Below are 23,668 nucleotides of genomic sequence, written 5' to 3' on the forward strand. Positions count from 1 at the left end.
GGATAACATTACTGGGTTAATCAGTGGTGGTGTAGGTGTTGATAGCTTAATGCTTGGCACGGTAAATCAAACGGTTGAAATCGGCACAGATATCTCTGGCATTGAAACGGTGACAGGGTTAGGTAGTAATGAATTAATCGCGAGTAATATCGATAATACTTGGTTAATAAATACAACAGACCAAGGTGTAATTAACGACGGCACGATTAATGAAGTTAATTTTGTTAACTTTGACAAACTTACCGGTGGTAACCAGGCAGATGACTTCAGCCTAACCTTGATGGATAACATTACCGGGTTAATCAGTGGTGGCACAGGTGTCGATAGCTTAATACTTGGCACGGTAAATCAAATGGTTGAAATCGGCATCGATATTTCAGGCATTGAAACAGTTACCGGGTTAGGAAGTAATGAATTAATCGCGAGTAATATCGATAATACTTGGTTAATCAATACCACAGACCAAGGTGTAATTAACGACGGTACAGCGGATGAAGTTAATTTTTTTGGCTTTGACAAGCTTACCGGTGGTAACCAAGTAGATGACTTCACCCTAACCTTGATGGATAACATTACTGGGTTAATCAGTGGTGGCTCAGGTGATGATACCTTAATACTCAATACAGTAAATCAATCCGTTGTAATCGGTACCGATATCTCTGGTATTGAAACGGTGACAGGGCAAGGCAGTAATACTTTAACCGCGAGTAATATCGACAATACTTGGTTAATAAATGCAGCAGACCAAGGTGTAATTAACGACGGAACAGTTAATGAAGTAAATTTTGTTAACTTTACTAACTTAGTCGGTGGTAGTGGAGATGATGATTTCACGTTAGCGACACGCACACAAATTAGCGGTTCAATCGATGGGGGTGGTGAAACTACGGGTGATAGTTATACAGTAACTATGGCGAGCCAAACGGTTAACTTATCCACATTTACTGATATTGAAGAAGTCTTTGCTACTAGCGGTATCAATACACTTGAAATCAATTCAGGTGATAATATTTGGACAATTGATAAAGAAAATGAAGGAAGTGTTGAAGGAGTTAAGTTTGCTAAATTTAGCTACCTTGAAGGTGGAGATGGCAACGATACTTTTAATGTCATAGTTGGCGGTAAACTTACTAGCATCAAAGGTAACTTGGGTGATGATACGATATCGCTTGTTGACCTTGATAGTGTGGATGTAATTGATGGCGGTGATCATGATATTGAAGACATATTGATTCTTAATGTGTCTGGTCAAACGCTAAGCCTTGCAAATATTAATGTTGATAACATAGAGGTTATTAATGGTAATGGTAATGACTTGCAAGCTGAAAATGGCCAGACAAATACCTGGCAGATAACGGGCGCAAACTCAGGCTTGCTTAATGGTATTTCTTTTACCAATTTTATCCATTTACTGGGTGGTAACCAGCAAGATAACTTTACGATTGCAACCACAGCTATAGGCACTATAACTCTCGATGGTGGTACAGGCACTAATACCTTAACAGGCAGTGATAATGACTCATCATGGGCGATTACTGATACCAATGAAGGCACAGTATCTGGTTTTAGTTTCGTTAATATTAGCGAGTTAACAGGTGGCTCTGCCGATGATATCTTTGCTATATCAGCAGCTATTGAGAGTATTGATTCAGGGGCAGGTGATGACAAAATCACCATAAATTCCGCCGTTGTCGATGGAGCTATTGAAACACTTACCTTAGGTGCTAACGATGACGAACTCTTTATCGCCCGCCTAGGTCAGGTACAAAACTCCATTGAAGGTAATGATGGCAATGATACTTTAAACCTAACTACAGCAGGTGAAACATTAGATCTAGCTGATATTAGTAGTTTTGAAAGTTATGTAGGTACCGGTGACAATACACTAGCAGCGACTAATGGCGAAAATACTTGGGCAGTTACAAGTTCTAATACTGGTACGGTTAAGTTGGGTAGTGGTACTACCAATAACTTTACTGGTTTTAGTGATTTGGTTGGTGGTTGGAGTAAGGATGTTTTTGATGTGTCTGCTGCAATCAATAGTATTACTGCGGGTTATGGCAATGATGAAGTTACTATTACCACCATTGTCGCTGATAGTATTGGTACCGTTGATTTAGGTGATGATGATGACACTTTAAAAATCGCCGATATGGCAAGCATTGTTAATGTAATACAGGGTGGTCGTGATCACGATTCTCTTGAATTGACCGGCACAGGTGAAATACTCGACCTTGCTAAGATCATTGACTTTGAAGAAGTGACAACACTTAACAGTAATACCTTACAAGCCAGTGATGGAGAAAATATTTGGGCTGTAACTGCTGATAACCAAGGCACGGTTAAATTAGGTGCAGCTGATACCATTGATTTTTATGGTTTTACCGATTTAGTCGGCGGCGCTGATAAAGATACCTTTACCGTGTCGGCTGCCATTAACAGCATAAGCTCAATGGCGGGTGATGATGTCATCATTATTGATGAGTTTGTATTGCCAGGCAGTATTGCTAACATTGATGCAGGAGATAATGATGACCGTATTGATGTTCATTCAGCGGATAGTGTTTCAAGCTTAATTATTGGGGGGTTAGGTGATGATATTCTTGGTATCACCAATTCAGATCAGAAACTGACCTTAGCTATTGTTGATAGCTCTATTGAAACCCTCGATGGTAAAAATGCAAATAATACTCTAGTCGGAGAAGGTGATAGTGTTTGGGATATCACAGGCGCAAAAGCGGGTGAAATTCTAGGCGTTAACTTTATTAACTTTGACATATTAGAAGGTGGTAGTGGTACTGATAATTTTATCTTAAAAACTGCTGATACAGGCGATATGTTACTTGACGGCGCAGGTGGTGTTAATACCATAACAGGCTTTGATAACGCAACCACGTGGAATGTATTAACTGATAATGCTGGTAATGTTGCTGGTTTTGATTTCTCTAGTATCAATCATTTAATTGGCGGAACTGGAGTTGATAAAGTTTATGTTTCTGCGGCAATGGATAGTATTTCTACCGGTGCTGGCAATGACGAAGTAACCATTTATGCTTCGGTGGCAACTGGCGCTATTACCGCACTTGATTTAGGCGCTAATAACGACACTTTAACTATCGCTAAGCTCGATAGTGTTATAGATGTTATTAAAGGTGGCGATGATTACGACTCCCTTGAATTAACCGGCACAGCTGAAATACTCAACCTAGCTGATATCAGTGGCTTTGAGGAAGTAACAACGCTCAGTGCCAGTACTAATACCTTACAAGCCAGCGATGGAGAAAACATTTGGTTTGTAACCGCAGATAACAAAGGCACGGTTAAATTAGGTGCAGCTGATGCCATTGATTTTGATGGTTTTACCGATCTAGTCGGCGGCGCTGATAAAGATACCTTTACCGTATCTGCTGCCATTAACAGTATAAGCTCAATGGCCGGTGAAGACGAAATAATCATTGAAGATGTTGGTGCTGGTAGTATTAATAATATCAATGCTGGTGATGATAATGACCGTATTGATGTTTATTCTGCGGATAGTGTTTCCAGCTTAATTGTTGGTGGTGCAGGTATCGATATTCTTGGTATCACCAATTCAGTCCAAACGCTGACCTTAGATATTCTTGATAACTCAATTGAAACCCTCGATGGTAATAATTTAAATAATACCCTTGCAGGAGAAACAAACGGGGATAATGTTTGGAATATTACGGGGACAAGCTCGGGTAATATTCAAGGTGTTAACTTTATTAACTTTGCTACCTTACTTGGTGGTGATGAGACAGATAATTACGTTTTAAAAACTGCCGATACGGGCAATATGATACTTAACGGCGCTGGGGGTGTTAATACGATAACAGGTAGTGATAACGCAACAACGTGGAATGTGTTAAATGACAACGCTGGTAATGTTGCTGGTTTTACCTTTAAGAGTATCAATAATTTAGTTGGCGGAACTGGTGTTGATAAAGTAAATGTTTCAGCGGCAATGGATAGTATCTCTACCGGTGCAGGCAATGATGAAGTTACCCTTGATGATTTGGTAGCAACTGGCGCTATTACCTCACTTGATTTAGGCGCTAATGACGATACTTTAACTATCGCTAAGCTCGATAGTGTGACAGATGTTATTAAAGGTGGCGATGATCACGACTCCCTTGAGTTAACTAGCACAGGTGAAATACTCAATCTTGCTAAGATTATTAATTTTGAGGAAGTGACAACTCTTAACAGCAATACCTTACAAGCCAGCGATGGAGAAAATATTTGGTTTGTAACCGCAGATAACCAAGGCACGGTTAAATTAGGTGCAGCTGATGCCATTGATTTTTATGGTTTTACCGATTTAGTCGGTGGCGCTGATAAAGATACCTTTACCGTGTCTGCTGCCATTAACAGTATAAGCTCAATGGCCGGTGATGATGAAATCACACTTAATAGTTCTGTTATCGATAATGCTATTACCACTATTGATTTGGGTGACGATAGCGACACCCTTCACATTGAAAACCTCGCCAGTGTGCAAAATAGAATTGAAGCTGGTGATGGTACTGACACCATATATCTAACCGGTGATAGCCAAACATTAAAACTTGCTGATATTAATAACTTTGAAGAGCTTCATGGCTTGAGTAGCAATACTTTACAAGGTAGAGATGAAGAGAATACATGGCAAGTAACCGCTGATAATAGCGGTAATGTAAATGGTATTAATTTTACCAACTTTACTCAGCTAGTTGGTGGTACTAATAAAGATAATTTCACCATTTCTGCTGGTATCAGTACTATAAATTCAGGTGCAGGTGAAGACAGTATTGTTGTTGATAGTAATGTTGGGGTTAACGCCATTACTAACATAAATACCGGTGACGATAACGATAATATAACCTTACACGATATTAATAGCATCAGTGGTTTAGTGGATGGTGGTGCTGGAAATAACAACACCTTAACGTTTACCCAAGACGGGCAAGTGGTTAATTTAGTTTCGGATGTTAATCATATTAAATCGATTACCGGTGTTGCAGGTACTAATACTTTAGTTGCCAACGATGAGGCTAATACCTGGATTGTCGATGCTCTAAATAGTGGTCACTTAACCAATGTTAGTTACTCGGATGGCATCAACTTTGTTAATTTCAATCAATTAGAGGGTGGCAGTGAAATTGATAACTTTACTATTAATACCTTAGTCAATATTTCTGGTTATATTAATGGTAACGGCAATAATGATACCTTGGTATTACAAAGTGCTGATCAGCAGGTTATTTTAGGCAGTAACGTTAATAGTATTGAAAGTATTAGCGCATTAGTTGCTGGTAATAATCAGTTAACGGCTAGCGATACTGAAAATGATTGGTTAATCACAGATCTTAACCAAGGTGCTATTACCGTTAATAACGCCAGTACTATTAGTTTTAGTGGTTTTGAAAACATAACCGGTGGTGCGCAGCGTGACAACTTTACTTTTAGTTCTATAGATAGCGATATTACTGGCGTTATAAGTGGTGGCAGTGGTACTGATAAATTAGTTTTACAAGTGAATAAAGATTATGTCATTGAGTTAGGTAGTGACGTTACCAGTAATTTAAATATCAATGAAATAGAAAATATTTCAGCGAATACAAGTGCCACTAATACTTTAATTGCGGATGATGTAGATAACGTCTGGTTAATTGATAAAGCCCGTGGTGGTAGCCTTACTTACGGTACAGCCGTTACCTTTACCAACATTGATAACTTTTATGGTGGCGCCGGAAAAGATACTGTTACGGTAAATACCGGTAATAGTGCTAACGGTGTTTCGCTGATAAATATGGGCAGTGGCGATGATAGTTTTATTGGCGTTTCGGGTAAAGTAACTAATTTAGTTGGCGGTATTGGTAATGACAACTTCACTTTAACTAAGGTTAATATTGAAGACCATATGGATGGAGGCGAAGGCATAGACACCATTACTTATCTTGAAGATGTTTCAGTGACTATTGGTGATGATATTATTGGCTTCGAAAGTCTTATTGCAACCACTGAAAACAGCGTTATCAATGGTCAAAGTGGCGCTGATTCATCGTGGACAGTGTCATCGTTAAATACTGGTTATGTTACTGATTCAGCGACACAACAAACTGCATTAGCATTTACTGGCTTCTCAACAATAAACGGTAGTGATGGCGTAGATAGTATATTCATTCAAGAAAATGGTGCATTATCGGGCATTATCAATGGCAATGATGGTAATGATATATTAAGTGTTGAACTTAATGAAAGTAGAAATACAGTGAATACATCGGTTAGATTTGATGGCGGTAATGGTAATGATATTGTCTCGATAAACGGTGTCTCTGCACAATACAGTGAAATTTATAACCCTAACGTTGAATATAACAGTGAACAGTTTGATCAACTGAGTTACAACCGTAATAATGAGGCGAGTGTAGCCATTTATTATCGTGATGTTGCTGTGGTTATTGATGATATAGCCACGATAAGCCTTACTTTGAATTCTACTGAAGGTGACAAGCTATTTATTGAACAAGGCATGTTTAGTGCTACTTCAGCTTCGGTTGATGTGTTAATGAACTCTCAAAATAAAGGCGATATTATTGTTCAAGCGTCAAGTGGTAGCTCAATAGAATTAACCGATAGCTTAGTTGTTGACGGTAACTTATCACTTTCTGGAGATACAGTTTCACAGCTGCAAGGTATCGTGCAGGCAGACTCACTTACGTTAAATAATGTAACCTTACTTGGTGCAGCAGATAAAGCCTTATCTGTTGATGTTGATGAAGTTAATGTGAATGTTCACTCGGGAGATATTTACCTTAATGAACTTAATGATATTCGTTTAGGTCAAATGAACGAAGTAACAGGCAACATAACGATTACTTCTGCAACGGGTAATATTAGTTCTTCTGGTGCAGTTACCTCATCAGGTAACTTTATTTTAGCGGCAGCACAAGCGATAAACTTAACTGAGCAGAATGCTTTTACTGGCGTATTATCGTTAACCGCTGGCACAGAACTCAATCTAGTTAATAATAGCGATACCACTATAAATTACCTTTCGGCAAACACGGTCGATATTAAGTCTTCAGGTGATGTTACTTCAACGGGTGATTTTATTGTTGAAAATGCCACTAACGATGCAACGGCTTCGATTGAGTCTTCATTGGGCAGTATTAACTTAGCAGGTTTTAGCTCGGTTAATAATTTAATCGTGAGTGCAGATGGTGCTATATCTTTATCGGGAACATCAACATTTAATAGTGCAACTTTAGTTGCCAGCTCCACTATTACTATTGAAAACGTAACAACAGATACTTTAATACTACAAGCTGGTAATGATATTGATTTATCAACTTTAATGGCTAATTCACTATCGGCAGTCAGTACAAATGGCTCGATTCTTAGTACAGAAGCGTTAACTATTGGCGCTTCTGTTGATGGCACGTCTTTAATACTTACTGCTAATAATGGTGATGTAAGCCTAACCAATGCAAATAATGATTTTGGTCAAATCTCTATCATTGCTAATAATGCTGAAATAATTGATGTTAATTCAATTACTATATTAGGCAGTGAATTAGCTGGTGATCTTAAGCTAACCGCTACTGGTGATGTGCTTGTCGGCGATATTATCGCTGGAAATTCTATTTATATTGAATCGAAAGAAGGTGCTATTCAAAGTAAGGACTCTAATTTAACGACTGTTGAATTAATGCTTCGAGCCTATTCTGGTATTGGTAATGCTGATTTCGATACAATAACCTCTTATGGTGATGTTAATAGCTCAGCTATTAATACTAATACTTCCGTATTAAGTGCCATTAATAATGGCGAAGAAGGCATCATTAATATTGTTAATAGTGAAGAAGTATCTATTGCCGATTTAAGAAATAATGGCGATATTATTTTTACTAATACTGGCGATATAACCCTTAAAATTACCGATGTGGATGAAAGTACTTTAGTTCAACAAGGAGCTATTGATGCTCATTATAATGGTGATACTCAGGATTTAGAGTATGCAGGTCGCATCAAGATATTTAATAATGGTGATAATAGTATTTACACAGATAGATCCTTTAATAGCCCACTTGCTGATATTACTGGGGAGTCATTAGAGGTTAACACTATCATCTTCTTCGGTACTCAAAGTCAGCCAATAAAGTTAAGGTTAAATAGTAGTTTAGAGTTATTAAATCAAAGTGGCTCAGTTGCTTATATTTATCCTAAACCTCTTGTTATTAATACCACGGGTGATTTATCGGATACCAGTAGTTTGGCGGTATTAACCAGTAGGAACTTGTTGGAAGTTGAGTCATTAGATGAGGTCGACCCCGCTATATTTTCGGATATTAAAAACTATAACGTTGATAATTTATCAATATTATTACCGCGAGACCAGCGCGATTATGATGATGAAAAGAAAGAAAGTGAGGAAGAGTAATTGCCCTTGTTAATTAAAGGTAATTAAAGACAACTCAAGGTTACTAATAAGAAATGAAGTTTACTAATCGCCGCCTGTTTAAAGTAAATATTCATCATTAAGATGTAGATAATTTAAGGTTGATTTTGTGCAAAATGTAGTAGTGAAAAGCGTAGGGAATATAGCGTGGTATATGTTATTAGCGTTACTGTTGATTCCCACCATCGTTAAAGCTGATTTTATAAAAATGCCAGAAATTGAGCAGCTTAGAAAAATAAAAGAAAAAACCTTACTCAAAGATATGAATATTCCAGCCGTGCGGGACCGCTTGCCTGATCCTATGGCGGGGCCTCGACTTGCAGTTGCTGAATTTAGAATTCAAGGCTTGGTAGAGTTCCCTGAATTGGGTATTACCCGCGAAGCAATCGCTCAGCTAGTGGAAAGTATTCGTTTTGATTTGATGGGGGAGGGCAAGTTATTGCAATCAGGATATACCATTGATGAATTGGGGGAACTGTCAGATTTACTCGTTGATATTGAAGAAGAAACTGTTGATCGCCACGTAAGCTCATTGGAAGTACAACAGTTGGTTTGGCTTATACGTGCTCAGCAGGGCAAGCGTGGTGTTACCTTAGGGCAAATTGAAGGGGTAGCCAGTAGCATTACTCAGTTTTATCGAGAACGAGGCTTTATTCTCGCTAAGGCGTACATTCCCAAACAACAAGTACGCGACGGTATTGTTAATTTAACGGTATTACTGGGTACCTTGGGTGAAGTTAATATTGAAAATAACGAAATGTATAATGCCAGTATATTAACCGAAGTATTTGATAATCTCATTGATAAACCCGTTACTAGTCAATCAATTGAAGAAAGCCTATATCTTATTAATAATTTCCCTGGCATTAGTGTGGATGGTTATTTTGAGCCAGGGAGACAAGTAGGTGATACACGTTTGAACGTTAATGTTCGAGAAGAGAGACTGTTTAATTTTTCTACGCGTGTTGATAATCACGGTACTGAGGATACAGGTTTATATCGTTTGTTTTTAGATGGGCAAGTAAATAACTTATTTGGTATAGCCGACTATTTTCACCTTAGTATTCTTCAGTCAGTATTTCCGTTTGGTACAACGTATGGTCAGCTTAGTTATGACAGTAAATTTTTTAGTCCGCGGGTAAGAGTTGGTTTCGATATTTCTGAAAATCAATTTGTTTCTGATCAATCCTCTGTGAGTGATGTGGCAGAGTTAAGTGGTATTGTTAATGTTTATGGTGCTCATGCTAGCTATATAGCTCAACGAAGTCGTAAAAGAAACAGTAGTTATGAATTCAGATTGGAGCGTATTAACTCAGATTTACAATATGGTGATATATCAGAAGAAAGTCGATTTTTAGATCAAACACTTTCAAATTTCTATTTATCTTATAGCTTTGACTTACTTGATGATGAAAGTAAGCTTTTACACGATGCTACTTTTACTTACAATCGAGGGAATTTTGAATTTGGTTTTAGCCAAGGTCAAGAACGTTATTTCGACGTTTATTCTGCGGATTATACCTTGCTCAGTTTTTTAAAAGTGCCCTTTACTGATAGTAGCTCAAGGTTGATCTTTAAAAGCCATATACAATATTCGGGTACCACACTGTCCACGATAGCTAGGTACTCATTGACGGGGCCAACAAAAATCCGAGGTTTTAGTCAAAGCTACTTTACTGGCGATGACGCAGTGTTCTTAGGTGTTGATTGGATGTTTAATAGTCCTGATATGTTAGATTTTAGCTTTTTCAATGTAGATTTTACTAACGTATTTAAACCTTTTGTATTTTTCGATTATGGCTTTGCTTACCGCTACTCTTTACAAGAAGGAGAAGCCAATGCAACAGCTAATTTAGCTGATGTCGGCTTGGGTTTACAAATCGCTCATAACAGTGGTTTTAGTGGAACAATACAATTAGCCTTTCCTGTGCTAAGCGAATTAAAAATTGTAACGGAAGAGCCTGAATATGACTCAGCACTAGTTACTTTTAACATTCAGTACAGCTTTTAAATTATAACAACGGTTAATGTAATTGCATTAACAAGTAAAAGTTAATAAAAAACTAAATAAGTGTTAATTTTTTGTGGTTTTTTATTGAACTTTGGCTGTAAATATTTTAATTTATACAGAGTAAATCAGGATGAACACAATAATTTAATAGTGTTCTTTAACTTTAAAAATGGAAATGGAAAAATATGGCAATTTATCTTGAGTTTGAAGGGATCAAAGGGAATGTTACAGCAGAAGGTTTTGAGAACCACGTATTAGTTGATTCAGTTAGTTTCGGTGTTAGCCGTGGACTTACTATGGAGTCAGGTAAAATGGCAAACCGTGAAGTAGGTAAGCCTAACGTATCAGAAGTTTCTTTAACTAAAAAAGCAGATAACTCAGTTACTGCATTATTTAAAGAAGCGGTTTCTGGTTCTTCTGGTAAAAAAGTAACACTTAAGTTTGTACGCACAGGAAGTGATAAAGTTGAAGAGTTTATGCAGTATGCTTTACAAGACTGTCTAGTAAGTAGCTACCATATATCTGCTGACGGTGATGAAGAGCCTACTGAAAACGTAACACTTAGCTTCTCTAAGTGTGAAATCAATTATACTGACTACGATGGCAGTAATAAGAGTGGTAGCCCGCAACGCGCTGGTTATGACTTAACTGCAGCAAAAGCTTTATAATTTGCACTATTAAATACAGCCCTTTGGGCTGTATTTATATCTACTTATCAAATATTCCAAAAGAATAAGATAGCTTTTCTTTATAATATTCTCAGGGAAGGGAAATAGTAAATGAGTGAATATACTCAAGACGGACGTTTTCTATCAATTGTTACCCCGCTAGCAAAAGATGAACTTCTACTTACTTCGATCAATGGTATCGAAGCCATTTCGTCTCTTTTTCAATTTAGCTTAACTGCGCTATCTCAAAATACCGATATTAAACCGGAAGACCTAATTCATAAATCAGTGACTTTTACTATTCACGATAATGAAAAACGAGTGTTCAATGGTTATGTCAGCCACTTTTCATTTGGTGAGATTAAGAATAACGGCTTACGAGAGTATCAACTGACGATTGTGCCATGGACATGGTTTCTCAATCAAAATGAAAACCGTCGAATATTTCAAAATAAGAATACTAAAGATATTGTTAGCCAAGTCTTTGCTGACTTAGGTTATAACGATTTCGATTTTAAAGCAGAGGGTGGTAACCCGCGCGAATATTGTGTGCAATACGGTGAAAGCGACTTAACCTTTGTTATGCGTTTATTAGCCGAAGAAGGCTATGCCTGCTTCTTTAATCACGATAAGAAAAAACATACTCTAGTTATTGTCGACCAAATGAGTGCTTATGCGGAAAGCCCGCAAAGTAAACTCACTTATTCAAAAGGTAATAGCCCAGATGCTGAAATTAACGCATGGCAACATAACTATGAACTGAAAAAAGGCGAGTGGATAGTCAATGACTATAATTTCAAAGAGCCTAATAAAAACTTAATTTCGCAAAGTACTTCAAAAAGTAAGTTAGAAAAGAACAGCCAATTTAAACACTACAGCTATCCTAGCCAATATGACTTTGCGCTAGGCAGTAAGCTTGCAAATGCCAGAATGGATGCAGAAGAAGCTAGCGCCAATACCATTAGTGGTGCTAGTAGTTGTAGCGGCTTCAGTGCGGGACAATTCTTTAGTCTTTTAAAGCACGAAGCTAAATCTGAAATGGGTAAATATTTACTGCTAAGTGTGCATCACCAAGCGAGTGATGCTAGTTACTTTTCAAGTCAAGGTGGTGACGATCAATACAGTAATTCATTTAGCTGTATGCCGTTAGAAAATATGTATAGACCACCTATGGTTTATACTCGACCCGTTATGTATGGACCGCAATCGGCATTAGTAACAGGGCCGAAAGGCGAAGAGATCTATATTGATGATTTTGGCCGCATTAAAGTGCAGTTTATGTGGGATAGAGACGGTAAAAAAGACGAAAACAGCTCGTGCTTTATCCGCGTGATGCAATCTTTTGCTGGTAACGGTTGGGGTTCGTCATTTATCCCACGTATAGGTCATGAAGTAATTATCAGTTTCTTAGATGGTGACCCAGACCGTCCTATTGTTACCGGTAGTGTTTATAACGGTAATAACAAACCGCCATACGCTTCTAAAACACAAAGCGGCATTAAAACGCACTCTACCAAAGGTGGCGGTGCCGATAATTATAATGAAATTCGTTTTGATGATAAAAAGGCTAGTGAGCAAGTTTATATTCAAGCGGAAAAGAATCTTGATACTTACGTTAAGAATAATGAAACCATTGATATAGGTAATAATGAAACGTTAACTGTAGGTAACGATCGTGTGAAATCAGTCAAGCATGATGAAGTATTGACAATAGGTAATGATAGGACCAAAACGGTCAAGCATGATGAAAACTCAACCATAGAAAATGATCGAAATAAGACCGTTAATAATAACCAAACAGAAAATATTATTAAGAATAAAACCATTGAAGTAGGTCAGAATCACCGGGAATCTATTACTGGTAATATGATTATTAATGTTGATAAAGATTTAACAGAGAATGTTAATGGGAAATACGTTGAAAAAGTTACTAAAGCTTATGAAGCATCAGCTAAAACCATAACTTTAGAAGCTGCAGATGAAATTACTTTTAAAACAGGCTCTGCCAAAATAACCATGAAGAAAAATGGCGATATCACTATTAGTGGTAAAAATATTAATATTAAAGGCTCAGGGAATGTTGTATTGAAAGGGAGTAAAGTCCTTGCCAACTAGCCGTAATACTAATAGCGATGTGGATGTTTTTGAACAAGCAACAACAGAGCTAGATAATAAATCAATGATAGCGCCAGGCGAGATTATCCTCGGCACTATTACCTCAATTGATGTCTTGGGTCAGCCTATGGTTGATTATCCACTCAACCCTGAAAAAGGAGCGCTAAAGGCAATTACCACCTTGGTATTAACCTCTCAGCAAGTGTCTCGTCAGGTTGCCTTACTCTTTAACCAAGGTGATTTATCTCAACCTATTGTAATTGGTCTTGTCCATAGTCCACTACAAGCAATGTTAGATAACTTTCAGCAAGATCATGAAACGTCTTTTGGTAATACAACAAGCCAAGATACCCAGGTGGAGTTGGCAGCGAACTTAGGCACTGATGATGTGAGTGTGGATGGAAATAAAATAACTTTTGAAGCCCAAGATGAGATGGTTTTTAAATGTGGAAAATCAAGTATTACGCTAACAAAATCAGGCAAGGTACTTATTCGCGGTAAATATCTACTTAATCGCTCAAGTGGTGTGAACCGGATAATGGGCGGCTCAGTACAAGTAAATTGATTACTTGTTCATGTGCATTTAATAACTTTAATTAGTGTGGCCTAGATGTTACAACTTCAAAATAACACCCCATTTTCAGCAGATTTCTCATTATTCCCCAATGAAAATGGTATTGACTCATTGTATGTCAATATAAGAGCAACGTTCAAAATTGGTCAACAATGGTCGTTAGCAGACCAACAATTATCCCCTGTTCAGGTAGATGAGTATTGGGGAGAACCTGATAGTTCAAGTATTAAATACCCATCAGATATCCATTTAGGTAAAACAAGTACTGATATCATTATGGTTGGCTCTGCTTTTGCGCCTAATGGAAAAAATGTACAGCAACTTGATGTTAGCTTAACAGCAGGGAAAGTGGCGAAAACTGTAAGAGTTTTTGGTGATAGACAATGGCAAGATGGCTATATTAGCCAACCAGTACCTTTTCAGATGATGCCTATGGTTTATGAAAGAGCCTATGGTGGTCAATACACGCTTGATGACGAAATTTGTGCTCAAGAAAGTAACCCTGTTGGTTTAGGGTTTGTTGGCAAGAGAAATAAAGCAGAAGTAGACGGTTTACCTTTACCAAACTTAGAAAGCCTTGATGAGTTAATAACAACTATCAAAGACCAGCCTCAACCGGCTTGTTTTGCTGCTATTGCCCCTTATTGGCTACCTCGAAGTGGTTATGCAGGCACTTACGATGAAAAGTGGCAAACTACTTGTGCACCTTATTTACCCTTCGATTTTGATAAGCGATTTTGTAATGTCGCTAGTTCCGGTTTAGTTTACCCCGAATACTTACAAGGCGGTGAACCTGTAGAAATTACCAATATGCATGCTCAAGGCAACCTAAAATTTACTATCCCGCATGTGAATCTCAATTGTGCAGTGACTATGGCTAACACGGAATATAAGCCAAAATTTAACTTAGAAACCTTATTGTTAGAGCCTAATGACTTAACCATCAGTATGGTGTGGCGTGCAGTTGTGTTGTGCGATAAGAAAGTAATTAAGATTAATACTATAAAAATTAATATGGCGCGTTAATCCCAGACAAAGAGAAAGAAATATGGCACAAACAACATTTGCAAATACACGTGGTATTGCCCATAAAGGTAGCGGCGGTCAGAGTATTGTTTTCCCTGATGTATGTAAAACTCAAGTTGGCCCTGCTGTAGTGCCCATCCCGTATCCTAATATAGGTGCTTCAGCCGATACCGATAAAGGTGCTAAGTCAGTTAAAGTTGATGGTGAAATGCCGATGGTAAAAGGTGCTATTTACACCAAAAGTACCGGCGATGAACCCGGTAGTCTTAAAGGTCTTATTAGTGGAACCACCAAAGGCGAGTGCGAATTTATGATGTATTCCTTTGATGTTAAGTTTGAAGGGAAAAATGTCTGTCGTTTAGGTGATCCCTTATTTCACAACAAAAAAAATATTATGGGTTAGTGTTTAGCAATGGATGAACTAAGTATTCCTGATTTTTTGCATAAGAAGCCAGTATACCGCGATATTTTTGAGCAGTATGGCACTGATGCCGCTTTTTTATGGCTCTTGCGCGCTATTGCTATTGAGCAACCACATAACAATACTGGCGATATTTTGGCGTTAGAGCAAAGAATAGATGCACAATTAAATGGTTTAATGAGCTCTATTGATACTGGCTGGGCAGTATGCGAAGAAGGGTTAAATTTAGAAGAAGCGGGTGAAGTTTTTACTGCCATGGTTATTGCTATGCGTAGTCATGATCCAAAAAGGATCCAAAAGGCAGTTGAAGTAGGTCTATTTTCTGACGAGTGTAGTAAAGGCCTAATATCCGCTATGGGTTGGCTACCGGAAGATATTGTTAATCCTTGGACGCAACGTTTTTTAAATGGTAAAGACATGAGCCATAAGTTACTTGGCCTAGCAACGTGTAGTATTCGTCGACAAGATCCTGGTGAAGTATTAAGTCAAATTTTACAAAGAGAAGAGTGTAAAGCACATGATGCACTTTATGCTCGTGCTTTGCGGCTAGTTGGTGAGTTACGACGTCAAGATTGTATGCCTGCGTTACAGGCGGCGATTACTGATGATCGTGACATCATACGTTTTTGGAGTAATTGGTCAGCAGTATTACTTGGTCAGCATGCTTGTCTTAATCAATTAAAAAACTTTGTCGTAGACCTTGAAAGCCCGTATCAGACTTTAGCTATACAATTATGTTTTAGAGTATTATCTGTGGAGCAAGGACGTGTATGGATTTCGGAACTTGCTAAGGATGAAAACCAAGCGAGAGCGGTAATTAAGGCTACCGGAATTCTTGGTGATCCTCATGCGGTTAATTGGCTCATATCTAAAATGGCAGAGCCTAAACTTGCCAAGCTTGCAGGGGAAGCCTTTAGTTTTATTACCGGCGCAGACCTTGTTAAACATGAATTAACATTGGAACAACCTACAACTCATCCCATGCAAGGAGTTGATGAGTTTGATGACGATGTTGAGTTAGATGAGGACGAGAATTTACCTTATCCCCATCAAGGAAAAGTTACGGCCTTATGGCGTAATCATGGACAAAAATTTCTTATAGGTAGGCGCTACTTTATTGGTCAAGCCATTACAACTGCTTGGTTAAAGTCTATTTTAAATAATGGCACACAAAGACAAAGGCATGCAGCAGCAATGGAGTTAGCGCTTAATGACAATGCTCTACAATTCTTCAATAGTCGCGCTAAGGTGAAAATCTAATGGCAAAACAGCAACTATACATAGCCGGTCTTGGTATGGTCACAGCCATTGGCGGCAATGCAGATATGACAACGACAGCAGTGAACGCCAACATAAGTGCCTATGAACTTTCCGATTTTGACAGTGCTTGTGGTGAGCCAATAAAAATGGCATTAGTGCCAGATGAAATATTTGACGAAATAGAAGTTGAATCTAACTTAACGTTGGATGAAGGTGACCGCTACAATGCTCGACATGATCGTATTAGCATCATGGCTACCATGGCAATGCAAGAGGCTTGTGCTGGAATAAAAAGTGATAAGTCTGTGCCTTTATTGATGGCAAAATCTGAATACGGATATGATCAAACTGAACTTAGCTCTTTAACTGAAAACCTAGCTAACAATGTAGAGCTTTGGGATAGTGGTGACATTAGCCGTAGTATATATTCTGGTAGAGCAGCAGGTTTTGAAGCGATAACTATGGTGTTTGATTATTTATATGACGCACCACATGACTATTATATTGTTGGTGGCAGTGATAGCTACTTTGATGATGAATTAATCAACCAATTAGCTAACGACGGTCGTTTGCTTCATACCAATAACCCTGATGGTTTTGTCCCCGGTGAAGCTGCTGGCTATTTAGTTTTAACTAGCAACCCAGAGTTAGCGCTAGTTAAAAATGGTTATATGATCGCCTTGAACCCTCCAGGCATTGCTGATGAGGTTGGACACTTAAATAGTGATTCACCCTATAAAGGAGAGGGTTTAGATGACGCTTTTAAAAAGGCATTAATAACTCATCAACAAAAAAACATTAGCACTATTTATAGCAGTATGAATGGTGAACACTTCTGGGCCAAAGAGCTTGGTGTTGCCCAGTTACGTAACAAGCCCGATTTTTCTGAGCAAGTTGAAATTATCCACCCCGCCGAAAATTTTGGTGATATTGGCGCTGCTACTGCACCGGTACTACTTGCATTGGCTGCAGATGATTTATGGCAAGATAAACAAGCAAGATGCAGTTTGGTTTATGGCTCTGCGGACAACGCTAAACGTGGCGCTATTGTGATTGAAAAAGTATTAGCAAAAACGATTACTGCTAGTACAGATTAAAATACAAGGAACTTAGTATGACCGAGATTTGTGAAGGTATTGGTATAGCAGCCCAAGAGCAGGCGGAAGAAAAAAAAGAAGAGGTTAAGAAAAAACCTAAGAAAATTCGTATTGCTTTGTTTTTTGATGGCACCTTGAATAATAGAACTAATATTAAAGCGCGAGAAGACGATAGTGAACACTATTTAGATAATACCGAGCCTGGCAGTAGTTATGAAAATGGTCGCACTAACATTGCTATCATGGAAACACACATGACAACCGAAATCCCTGATGGTTATGATTATTTTGAGAGTGTATATACACCAGGGCAAGGCACTTTTAATCTTGAAGGGGATAGTACCTGGGGCTTTGCTATGGGTGCTGGTGATTCAGGAGTTCCCAGCAGGGCAAAAGCAGGTGTGCAGCAAGCAATTTCTGTTATTTCTGGTATTGATATTACAATTTTTGATCCAAAGGTGCATTTTATTGAAAAACTAACTATTGATGTTTTTGGTTTTAGTCGCGGCGCTGCTACAGCACGTTATGCTATCTTTCAGGTCTTGAAAGCTAAAAATAACCTTTATTCACGTTTAAAGAAATTTGACTTTGATATAGCTAAAGACGCCGTAGAAGTTGGCTTCGCTGGTCTTTATGATACTGTTTTATCCTATATGGCAAGTCAAAAGTTTAAGTCATCTAGAAATAGACTTGAGCAAACGGCTCATAAGCATGCCAATAAGGTTGTGCATTTAGCTTCTGCTGATGAACATAGAAAAGACTTCCCTTTGCACAATATTAAGAGCTCTAAATGTAATGGTGGTGAAGAGTATTATTTACCCGGTGTACACTCGGATATAGGTGGTAGTTATAATGCAGCAGATGAGGTAAAAATTGAAGCTGAGACAGATGAGGATAAAAAGAAAGCTCTACTAATGTTAACAACAGCTGAGGATATGACCATTAACAAAGGCTCTTTAGCTAAAATTGAAGCAGATAAAGCTTGGTTGATAGAACAAGGCTGGTATAAAGCAGCAAATAACGGAAAAAATGATGCAACAAATCAACAAGAGACTCGAGAAAAAGTAAAAGAGCTAGAAAAAAAAGATAAAGAAAAAATAACGATTAAAGATGGTGAGTTTACAACAAGGCTATTCTATAGGCGTCTAGGCCGGCGGATGAGGTTATCATACGCAACACTATCAGTAGAAAGAACAGGAATTAACAGTGGTTATGCCAATATACCGCTGAAAATAATGGCCGATTTTGTTAAAAAAGAACCTAAGTTAACGCTCAAACCCGAAATGCTAAAAAGAGCAGATACTGTAATAAAGATATGTGACTTGGGCGTTTTAGAAACAGAGATTACCTCTTATGTTGCTAAAAAACCGGATTCCAAACCTGAAGATTGGCTCGACAATCCTAAAATCAAGTCGTCTCGACATAAACAACTAAATTTTTCTGCATTCAGGGCAATTGGTTACGCACCTAGATTCTCCGATGGCAAACGTAAAAGGTTCATTTATGATGCTTAATCTTTTGAAAGTAGGTGTTTTTCTAATTATTATATTTTCCACTATAGGATGTAGCTCAACAATGAACAATCAGCATAAAAAATTTACCTGGGGTGCACAAAAAAGTGGTCCTAAAGGCTACCCCGTGAATATCTTAAGCGCGACTTTATTTTTTAAAGGTGAAGATGTAGGTTTGCCTACTCCAGATGGACCCTCTGATGGAAAATGGGGGCGGGGAATTTCTAATCACCCTCATGTTGAACGGAGTTTACCTGATCGTTTAAAAGTTACCTTTTACTCTTATGCCGAGAATCAGGCTTACCATGGTATATTTGACTTGCCTTACGATAAGTTAGTTGAACTCTTTCAATGGGGCGTAGACAACCCCAAAATTATGGGTGAGATGAGCCTTCCTATCTTTACTCGCTTTGTTGTAGGTATTGCTCCTGGTGGGACGGTTGCTGTTTGGATTAAGGGCCACGGAGAACAGCGAGAGGTGTTTTTTGGCAAGGCTGAAAAAATTGATATGAGCTTAAGCTCAGTATTCCAAGTGCCCTTTAGAAATAAGGACGAAGCTGAAATATTTCGAGTAGAAGTGTTACAGGAGACCGTTGGAGAAGAGCAGTTCAACAATATTCAAAAGAATGGTGCACCTTTTGATATTTGGATGCGTTACAGAAAACCCTTTCAATGGATTATTGAAGCGAAAAACAATGCTCCTATTAGCAATTTGTATGTCAGCCATATAAACGGTGAATTTTTTAGTGCTAAAACCGACTACTCTCAAATAAACAATTCGAGTATTCCTTCGTTTATCCGTTTCCGCTTTGCCTCCGAACTTTACGAAGTAAATTTAGATGATTATGAAACTATTGCTGCTTTTGAAGAGCTTGATGCTGTTGAAGGTTTAAAGCCTGAAGAACGCTTAATTCATATTGAAGTGACTCCTCGACTACCTGTTGAAACGAGTTCCATTCGTTTATATAACACCAAGCACTCTATAAAGCTAGAAAAGGCAGCTTTCCTTCCTTAATATACATTCAATAGTTAAATAAATTTAATCCACGAGGAGAGACGTTATGAAAGTAAGAAACATTCGTATGGATGACCTTGCAACATTTAGTTATTTTACTATTATTGCCGTTACCCTACTTTTTTCTTTGGGTTACTTTGCAGGTAATGCCGGTTTTGTCATTAGTTCGTTTCTAATATCAATAGCCGTATATTTTGCCGTAGTATGGGGTAAAAATTTAGGCCGGTCATTTGCTAATGCGCCTGCTGATACTTCGAAAGTAGAAGGTGAGTCGATGATGATTGCATTAGCTTGCCTTTGCTATTCTGCCTACCTGTCATTAGGGCTACACTCGTTGGCTTTATATTTTAAAGAAGGGGTTGCTCTTGAATTCTATTTTTATTTTTGGCTTCTCAGTTTTAGCTTACCTATTTTGTTCTTGGTGTTACGAGTAAGCTATCGACGTTTTACAGATAAATAATTAGCATTAAGTTAATTAGTGAGTTTCATCTAGATTTAAAAGACTTCTATTCCCTCCTTTTATTATAACTTCCAAATGCTAAAGAGTTAAAATGTCGACTGATGCTATAAATATATTTAAATACCTGATTGTTGCAGAGCTTATGCTACTTTTTTGTGCGCACAAGCTAGGTGGGCAAGCAGGCTTAATATGGGCGGTGGTATTATCTACTATAGCTATTTGTCTTGGCTCAATATTTCTCTTGTCACATGCAACCCATGTTCCATCTAATAGCGCCATAACAAGTAAAATTATACAGGTTACACTGCTATTTACTTACCTAGGTATTGGTGTTGCCGCTTTATTTTCTACTGACAGGGGATTCACGCTGTTTTCTTATGCTTGGTTAGCCTCGGTTGTCATTGCAGTTGTAACGCTCTTTGTTGTTAGTTATGAGCCTTCTGAGCTATCCATAAGGATTAAAGAAGATAAAGCGTATAGGCAGGAGCTATTACTTTTGCAAATACAGGAAAAAGAACAAGAAGCATATGAAAATGCCCTTTCTAAATTAAGGGTAAAATATAAAGCGGCATTAATAGATTCTGCAGAGATTGATAGCTATTTAGAATTATCAGAAGAGTCAGTTAAAGAATATCAAAAAAAGGGTTCTTTTCCCCATGACTTAGCGGCTTATACTGCAAACCTTATGCTTGAGTATATTAATAAAGATGAGCATAAAGTAGCACTCAGAGTCTTTGATAGTTATGTTGACCTTGTCCTTCCTCACTCAGAGGTAGCAACAAGCAGCACTTATGTTGCTAGCTTTGCGATAATACTCAGCATGCGCACCAAAGAACCAACAATCTTTGATAGGGCTGAAGAACATATACTGTCTAATATAGATATAAAAAAAATTAGTAACAGTACCTTGCTTTTTAATCTTGCCTGCCACTATTCCTTAAAGCGAGATAAAGAAAAGCTACTTTTATACGTCACTTTAGCGAGGAAGCAAGGTTTTGCCGAAGAGGCTTTTTATAGTGATGATGACTTTATTTATTATAAAGGTGATAACGATTTTTTATTGGCTGTTAAAGGCGCAGAATAATCCTAGGTGGAGTTATTATTAGACCTTTAGGTTACAACAGCCATGTTATGTCATTAATAAGTTTTCTTTTCGACAGGCTACAGTCCTTATCTTTAAAAGTGAGGGCTGCAGACTTAGAAATTATCACAATTTATTTTACTTTCTTTCACACATAAAAAAAGACCTTAACAAATAAATGTTAAGGTCTTTTGGCAACTATTTAAAGTTTAATTAAGTATAAATACTAAATTAAGCTTTTCTAATTACGTCAACTAATTTCCACTTATCTTTATGAGTAGACTTAGAAATTCTGACAATTTCTTTTACTTTATTTCACGCATAAAAAAGACCTTAACAAATTAATGTTAAGGTCTTTTGGCAACTATTTAAAGTTTAATTAAGTATAAATACTAAATTAAGCTTTTCTGATTACGTCAACTAATTTCCAGTTTTTAGACTTAGAAATTGGTGCAACTTCAGTAATAGTTACGATATCGCCTTCGTTACATACGTTAGCTTCATCATGTGCTTTCAACTTAGTTGAACGCGTGATGTATTTACCGTACATAGGATGCTTTACGCGACGTTCGATCATTACAACGATAGACTTATCCATCTTGTTACTGATAACAACGCCTTGTACTGTGCGGATTTTAACTTCGCTCATTACTTACCTGCCTTTTCAGTGATGATAGTCTTAACACGTGCAATATTGCGACGTACGATTTTTAGCAAATGAGTTTGTGCTAATTGACCAGTGCTTGCTTGCATGCGGTAGTTAAACTGCTCGCGAAGAAGTTCTAGTAATTCAGCGTTAAGCTCTTCAATGCTTTTTGCTTTAAGTTCACTAACTTTCATTACAATGCTGTCCTAGTTACGAAGGAAGTTTTGAATGGTAGTTTAGAAGCGGCTAAAGCAAAAGCTTCACGCGCGATTTCTTCCGAAACACCTTCCATTTCATAAAGAACACGACCTGGAAGAATTTGGCAAACCCAATATTCTACAGAACCCTTACCTTTACCCATACGAACCTCAAGAGGTTTTTTAGTAATTGGCTTATCAGGGAATACGCGTATCCAGATTTTGCCTTGACGTTTAACATGACGAGTCATGGCACGACGAGCAGCTTCAATTTGGCGCGCAGTCATACGACCACGTTCAAGTGATTTCAAACCGAAAGTACCGAAGCTAACTGAACTACCTACGTGTGCTAAGCCACGGTTACGTAGTTTATGTTGCTTACGGAATTTAGTACGTTTTGGTTGTAACATTACTTATTCCTTACTTCGCTTTGCGGGTGTTTTTTCTTTTAGGTTTAGCAGCTGGTTGCTCTACTTGCAATGGCATTTTGCCAATGATTTCACCTTTAAAGATCCAAACTTTGATACCAATTACACCATAAGTAGTGTTACCACGCGCAATTGCGTAGTCAATATCAGCACGTAATGTATGTAAAGGTACACGACCTTCACGATACCATTCAGCACGTGCGATATCAGCGCCGCCTAAACGACCACTAACTTGTACTTTGATGCCTTTAGCGCCAAGACGCATTGCGTTTTGAACTGCACGCTTCATAGCGCGACGGAACATAACACGACGTTCTAATTGACTAGCAATGCTGTCTGCAACAAGCTGCGCATCCATTTCTGGCTTACGTACTTCAGCGATGTTGATTTGAGCAGGAACACCAGCAATTTTAGTAATTGCTAAACGTAGTTTCTCAACATCTTCGCCTTTCTTACCGATAACAACACCCGGACGAGCCGTGTGAATTGTTACGCGGATAGATTTAGCTGGACGTTCGATTATCACTTTTGAAAGTGATGCACGTTTAAGCTTTTCTTTTAAAAATTCGCGAACCTTGTGGTCGCCGGCTAAGTTGCTAGCAAAATCTTTTGTGCTTGCAAACCAAGTAGACGCGAAAGGTTTCGTGATACCTAAGCGAATACCGTTAGGATGAACTTTTTGACCCATACTAAT

At 38.0% G+C, this 23,668-nt stretch carries 17 protein-coding genes; 13 read left to right on the forward strand and 4 right to left on the reverse strand.

All coding sequences use genetic code 11. The features are described 5' to 3' along the window. Nucleotides 1–49: 49 nt before the first annotated feature. The 13 genes from HRT55_RS19905 (at nt 50) to HRT55_RS19965 (ending at nt 21,706) form a co-directional block, all read left to right on the forward strand. Nucleotides 50–8,446 (forward strand): hypothetical protein, encoded by an 8,397-nt coding sequence (locus HRT55_RS19905; protein ID WP_291624091.1) that lies wholly within the window; start codon nt 50–52, stop codon nt 8,444–8,446. A 127-nt stretch (nt 8,447–8,573) separates the two neighbouring features. Continuing rightward, on the forward strand, nt 8,574–10,475 hold the full coding sequence (locus tag HRT55_RS19910) for a ShlB/FhaC/HecB family hemolysin secretion/activation protein (RefSeq protein WP_291624092.1): 1,902 nt from the start codon (nt 8,574–8,576) through the stop codon (nt 10,473–10,475). Between the two features lie 185 nt (nt 10,476–10,660). Further along, the gene (locus HRT55_RS19915; protein ID WP_291615554.1) at nt 10,661–11,143 is read left to right on the forward strand and encodes a type VI secretion system tube protein Hcp; all 483 of its coding nucleotides are present in this window, start codon (nt 10,661–10,663) and stop codon (nt 11,141–11,143) included. 111 nt (nt 11,144–11,254) lie between these two features. Beyond that, complete coding sequence (locus HRT55_RS19920; RefSeq protein WP_291624093.1) at nt 11,255–13,258, forward strand: type VI secretion system Vgr family protein; 2,004 nt, start codon at nt 11,255–11,257, stop codon at nt 13,256–13,258. Then, nucleotides 13,248–13,823: a DUF6484 domain-containing protein gene (locus HRT55_RS19925; RefSeq protein WP_291624094.1), complete on the forward strand. Its 576-nt coding sequence runs from the start codon at nt 13,248–13,250 to the stop codon at nt 13,821–13,823. Before HRT55_RS19920 ends, HRT55_RS19925 begins: the two co-directional genes overlap by 11 nt. 45 nt (nt 13,824–13,868) lie before the next feature. Beyond that, the gene (locus HRT55_RS19930) at nt 13,869–14,858 is read left to right on the forward strand and encodes a DUF2169 domain-containing protein (protein WP_291624095.1); all 990 of its coding nucleotides are present in this window, start codon (nt 13,869–13,871) and stop codon (nt 14,856–14,858) included. Between the two features lie 22 nt (nt 14,859–14,880). Next, nucleotides 14,881–15,261, forward strand: coding sequence for a DUF4150 domain-containing protein (locus HRT55_RS19935; RefSeq protein ID WP_291624096.1), 381 nt, complete (start codon nt 14,881–14,883; stop codon nt 15,259–15,261). A 9-nt stretch (nt 15,262–15,270) separates the two neighbouring features. Next, a complete protein-coding gene (locus tag HRT55_RS19940; protein ID WP_291624097.1) occupies nt 15,271–16,539 on the forward strand; it encodes a TIGR02270 family protein in 1,269 nt (422 codons plus the stop codon). After that, nucleotides 16,539–17,636: a hypothetical protein gene (locus tag HRT55_RS19945; RefSeq protein WP_291624098.1), complete on the forward strand. Its 1,098-nt coding sequence runs from the start codon at nt 16,539–16,541 to the stop codon at nt 17,634–17,636. Before HRT55_RS19940 ends, HRT55_RS19945 begins: the two co-directional genes overlap by 1 nt. Before the next feature lie 17 nt (nt 17,637–17,653). Further along, complete coding sequence (locus tag HRT55_RS19950) at nt 17,654–19,150, forward strand: DUF2235 domain-containing protein (RefSeq protein ID WP_291624099.1); 1,497 nt, start codon at nt 17,654–17,656, stop codon at nt 19,148–19,150. Further along, on the forward strand, nt 19,140–20,162 hold the full coding sequence (locus tag HRT55_RS19955; protein ID WP_291624100.1) for a DUF2931 family protein: 1,023 nt from the start codon (nt 19,140–19,142) through the stop codon (nt 20,160–20,162). Before HRT55_RS19950 ends, HRT55_RS19955 begins: the two co-directional genes overlap by 11 nt. Before the next feature lie 46 nt (nt 20,163–20,208). Next, the gene (locus tag HRT55_RS19960; protein WP_291624101.1) at nt 20,209–20,622 is read left to right on the forward strand and encodes a hypothetical protein; all 414 of its coding nucleotides are present in this window, start codon (nt 20,209–20,211) and stop codon (nt 20,620–20,622) included. Nucleotides 20,623–20,713: 91 nt separating this feature from the next. Then, a complete protein-coding gene (locus HRT55_RS19965) occupies nt 20,714–21,706 on the forward strand; it encodes a hypothetical protein (RefSeq protein WP_291624102.1) in 993 nt (330 codons plus the stop codon). 394 nt (nt 21,707–22,100) lie between these two features. On the opposite strand, the gene rpsQ is transcribed toward HRT55_RS19965, so the two are convergent. The 4 genes from rpsQ to rpsC are packed head-to-tail and all read right to left on the reverse strand — an operon-like array spanning nt 22,101 to nt 23,662. After that, complete coding sequence (gene rpsQ / locus HRT55_RS19970) at nt 22,101–22,352, reverse strand: 30S ribosomal protein S17 (RefSeq protein WP_291624103.1); 252 nt, start codon at nt 22,350–22,352, stop codon at nt 22,101–22,103. Continuing rightward, nucleotides 22,352–22,543 (reverse strand): 50S ribosomal protein L29, encoded by a 192-nt coding sequence (rpmC, locus tag HRT55_RS19975; protein WP_019026504.1) that lies wholly within the window; start codon nt 22,541–22,543, stop codon nt 22,352–22,354. Before rpmC ends, rpsQ begins: the two co-directional genes overlap by 1 nt. Then, nucleotides 22,543–22,956 carry a 50S ribosomal protein L16 gene (rplP, locus tag HRT55_RS19980; protein WP_291616347.1) on the reverse strand — a complete coding sequence of 138 codons (414 nt, stop codon included), beginning with the start codon at nt 22,954–22,956 and terminating at the stop codon, nt 22,543–22,545. The genes rpmC and rplP overlap by 1 nt, the downstream gene beginning before the upstream one ends. 10 nt (nt 22,957–22,966) lie before the next feature. Continuing rightward, nucleotides 22,967–23,662 (reverse strand): 30S ribosomal protein S3, encoded by a 696-nt coding sequence (gene rpsC / locus HRT55_RS19985; protein ID WP_291616345.1) that lies wholly within the window; start codon nt 23,660–23,662, stop codon nt 22,967–22,969. Between the last annotated feature and the right edge of the window lie 6 nt (nt 23,663–23,668).

This window comes from Colwellia sp. (assembly GCF_013214175.1).
Lineage (GTDB): Bacteria > Pseudomonadota > Gammaproteobacteria > Enterobacterales > Alteromonadaceae > Colwellia.

Excerpts from the sequence above, each read along its gene's own strand:
- HRT55_RS19935 (WP_291624096.1), top strand. The coding sequence starts at position 14,881 with ATGGCACAAACAACATTTGCAAATACACGTGGTATTGCCCATAAAGGT.
- HRT55_RS19965 (WP_291624102.1), top strand. The coding sequence starts at position 20,714 with ATGTCGACTGATGCTATAAATATATTTAAATACCTGATTGTTGCAGAG.
- HRT55_RS19905 (WP_291624091.1), top strand. The coding sequence starts at position 50 with ATGCTTGGCACGGTAAATCAAACGGTTGAAATCGGCACAGATATCTCT.
- rpmC (WP_019026504.1), bottom strand. The coding sequence starts at position 22,543 with ATGAAAGTTAGTGAACTTAAAGCAAAAAGCATTGAAGAGCTTAACGCT.
- HRT55_RS19940 (WP_291624097.1), top strand. The coding sequence starts at position 15,271 with ATGGATGAACTAAGTATTCCTGATTTTTTGCATAAGAAGCCAGTATAC.
- rplP (WP_291616347.1), bottom strand. The coding sequence starts at position 22,956 with ATGTTACAACCAAAACGTACTAAATTCCGTAAGCAACATAAACTACGT.
- rpsC (WP_291616345.1), bottom strand. The coding sequence starts at position 23,662 with ATGGGTCAAAAAGTTCATCCTAACGGTATTCGCTTAGGTATCACGAAA.
- HRT55_RS19920 (WP_291624093.1), top strand. The coding sequence starts at position 11,255 with ATGAGTGAATATACTCAAGACGGACGTTTTCTATCAATTGTTACCCCG.
- HRT55_RS19945 (WP_291624098.1), top strand. The coding sequence starts at position 16,539 with ATGGCAAAACAGCAACTATACATAGCCGGTCTTGGTATGGTCACAGCC.
- HRT55_RS19930 (WP_291624095.1), top strand. The coding sequence starts at position 13,869 with ATGTTACAACTTCAAAATAACACCCCATTTTCAGCAGATTTCTCATTA.
- HRT55_RS19915 (WP_291615554.1), top strand. The coding sequence starts at position 10,661 with ATGGCAATTTATCTTGAGTTTGAAGGGATCAAAGGGAATGTTACAGCA.
- HRT55_RS19955 (WP_291624100.1), top strand. The coding sequence starts at position 19,140 with ATGATGCTTAATCTTTTGAAAGTAGGTGTTTTTCTAATTATTATATTT.
- rpsQ (WP_291624103.1), bottom strand. The coding sequence starts at position 22,352 with ATGAGCGAAGTTAAAATCCGCACAGTACAAGGCGTTGTTATCAGTAAC.
- HRT55_RS19960 (WP_291624101.1), top strand. The coding sequence starts at position 20,209 with ATGAAAGTAAGAAACATTCGTATGGATGACCTTGCAACATTTAGTTAT.
- HRT55_RS19950 (WP_291624099.1), top strand. The coding sequence starts at position 17,654 with ATGACCGAGATTTGTGAAGGTATTGGTATAGCAGCCCAAGAGCAGGCG.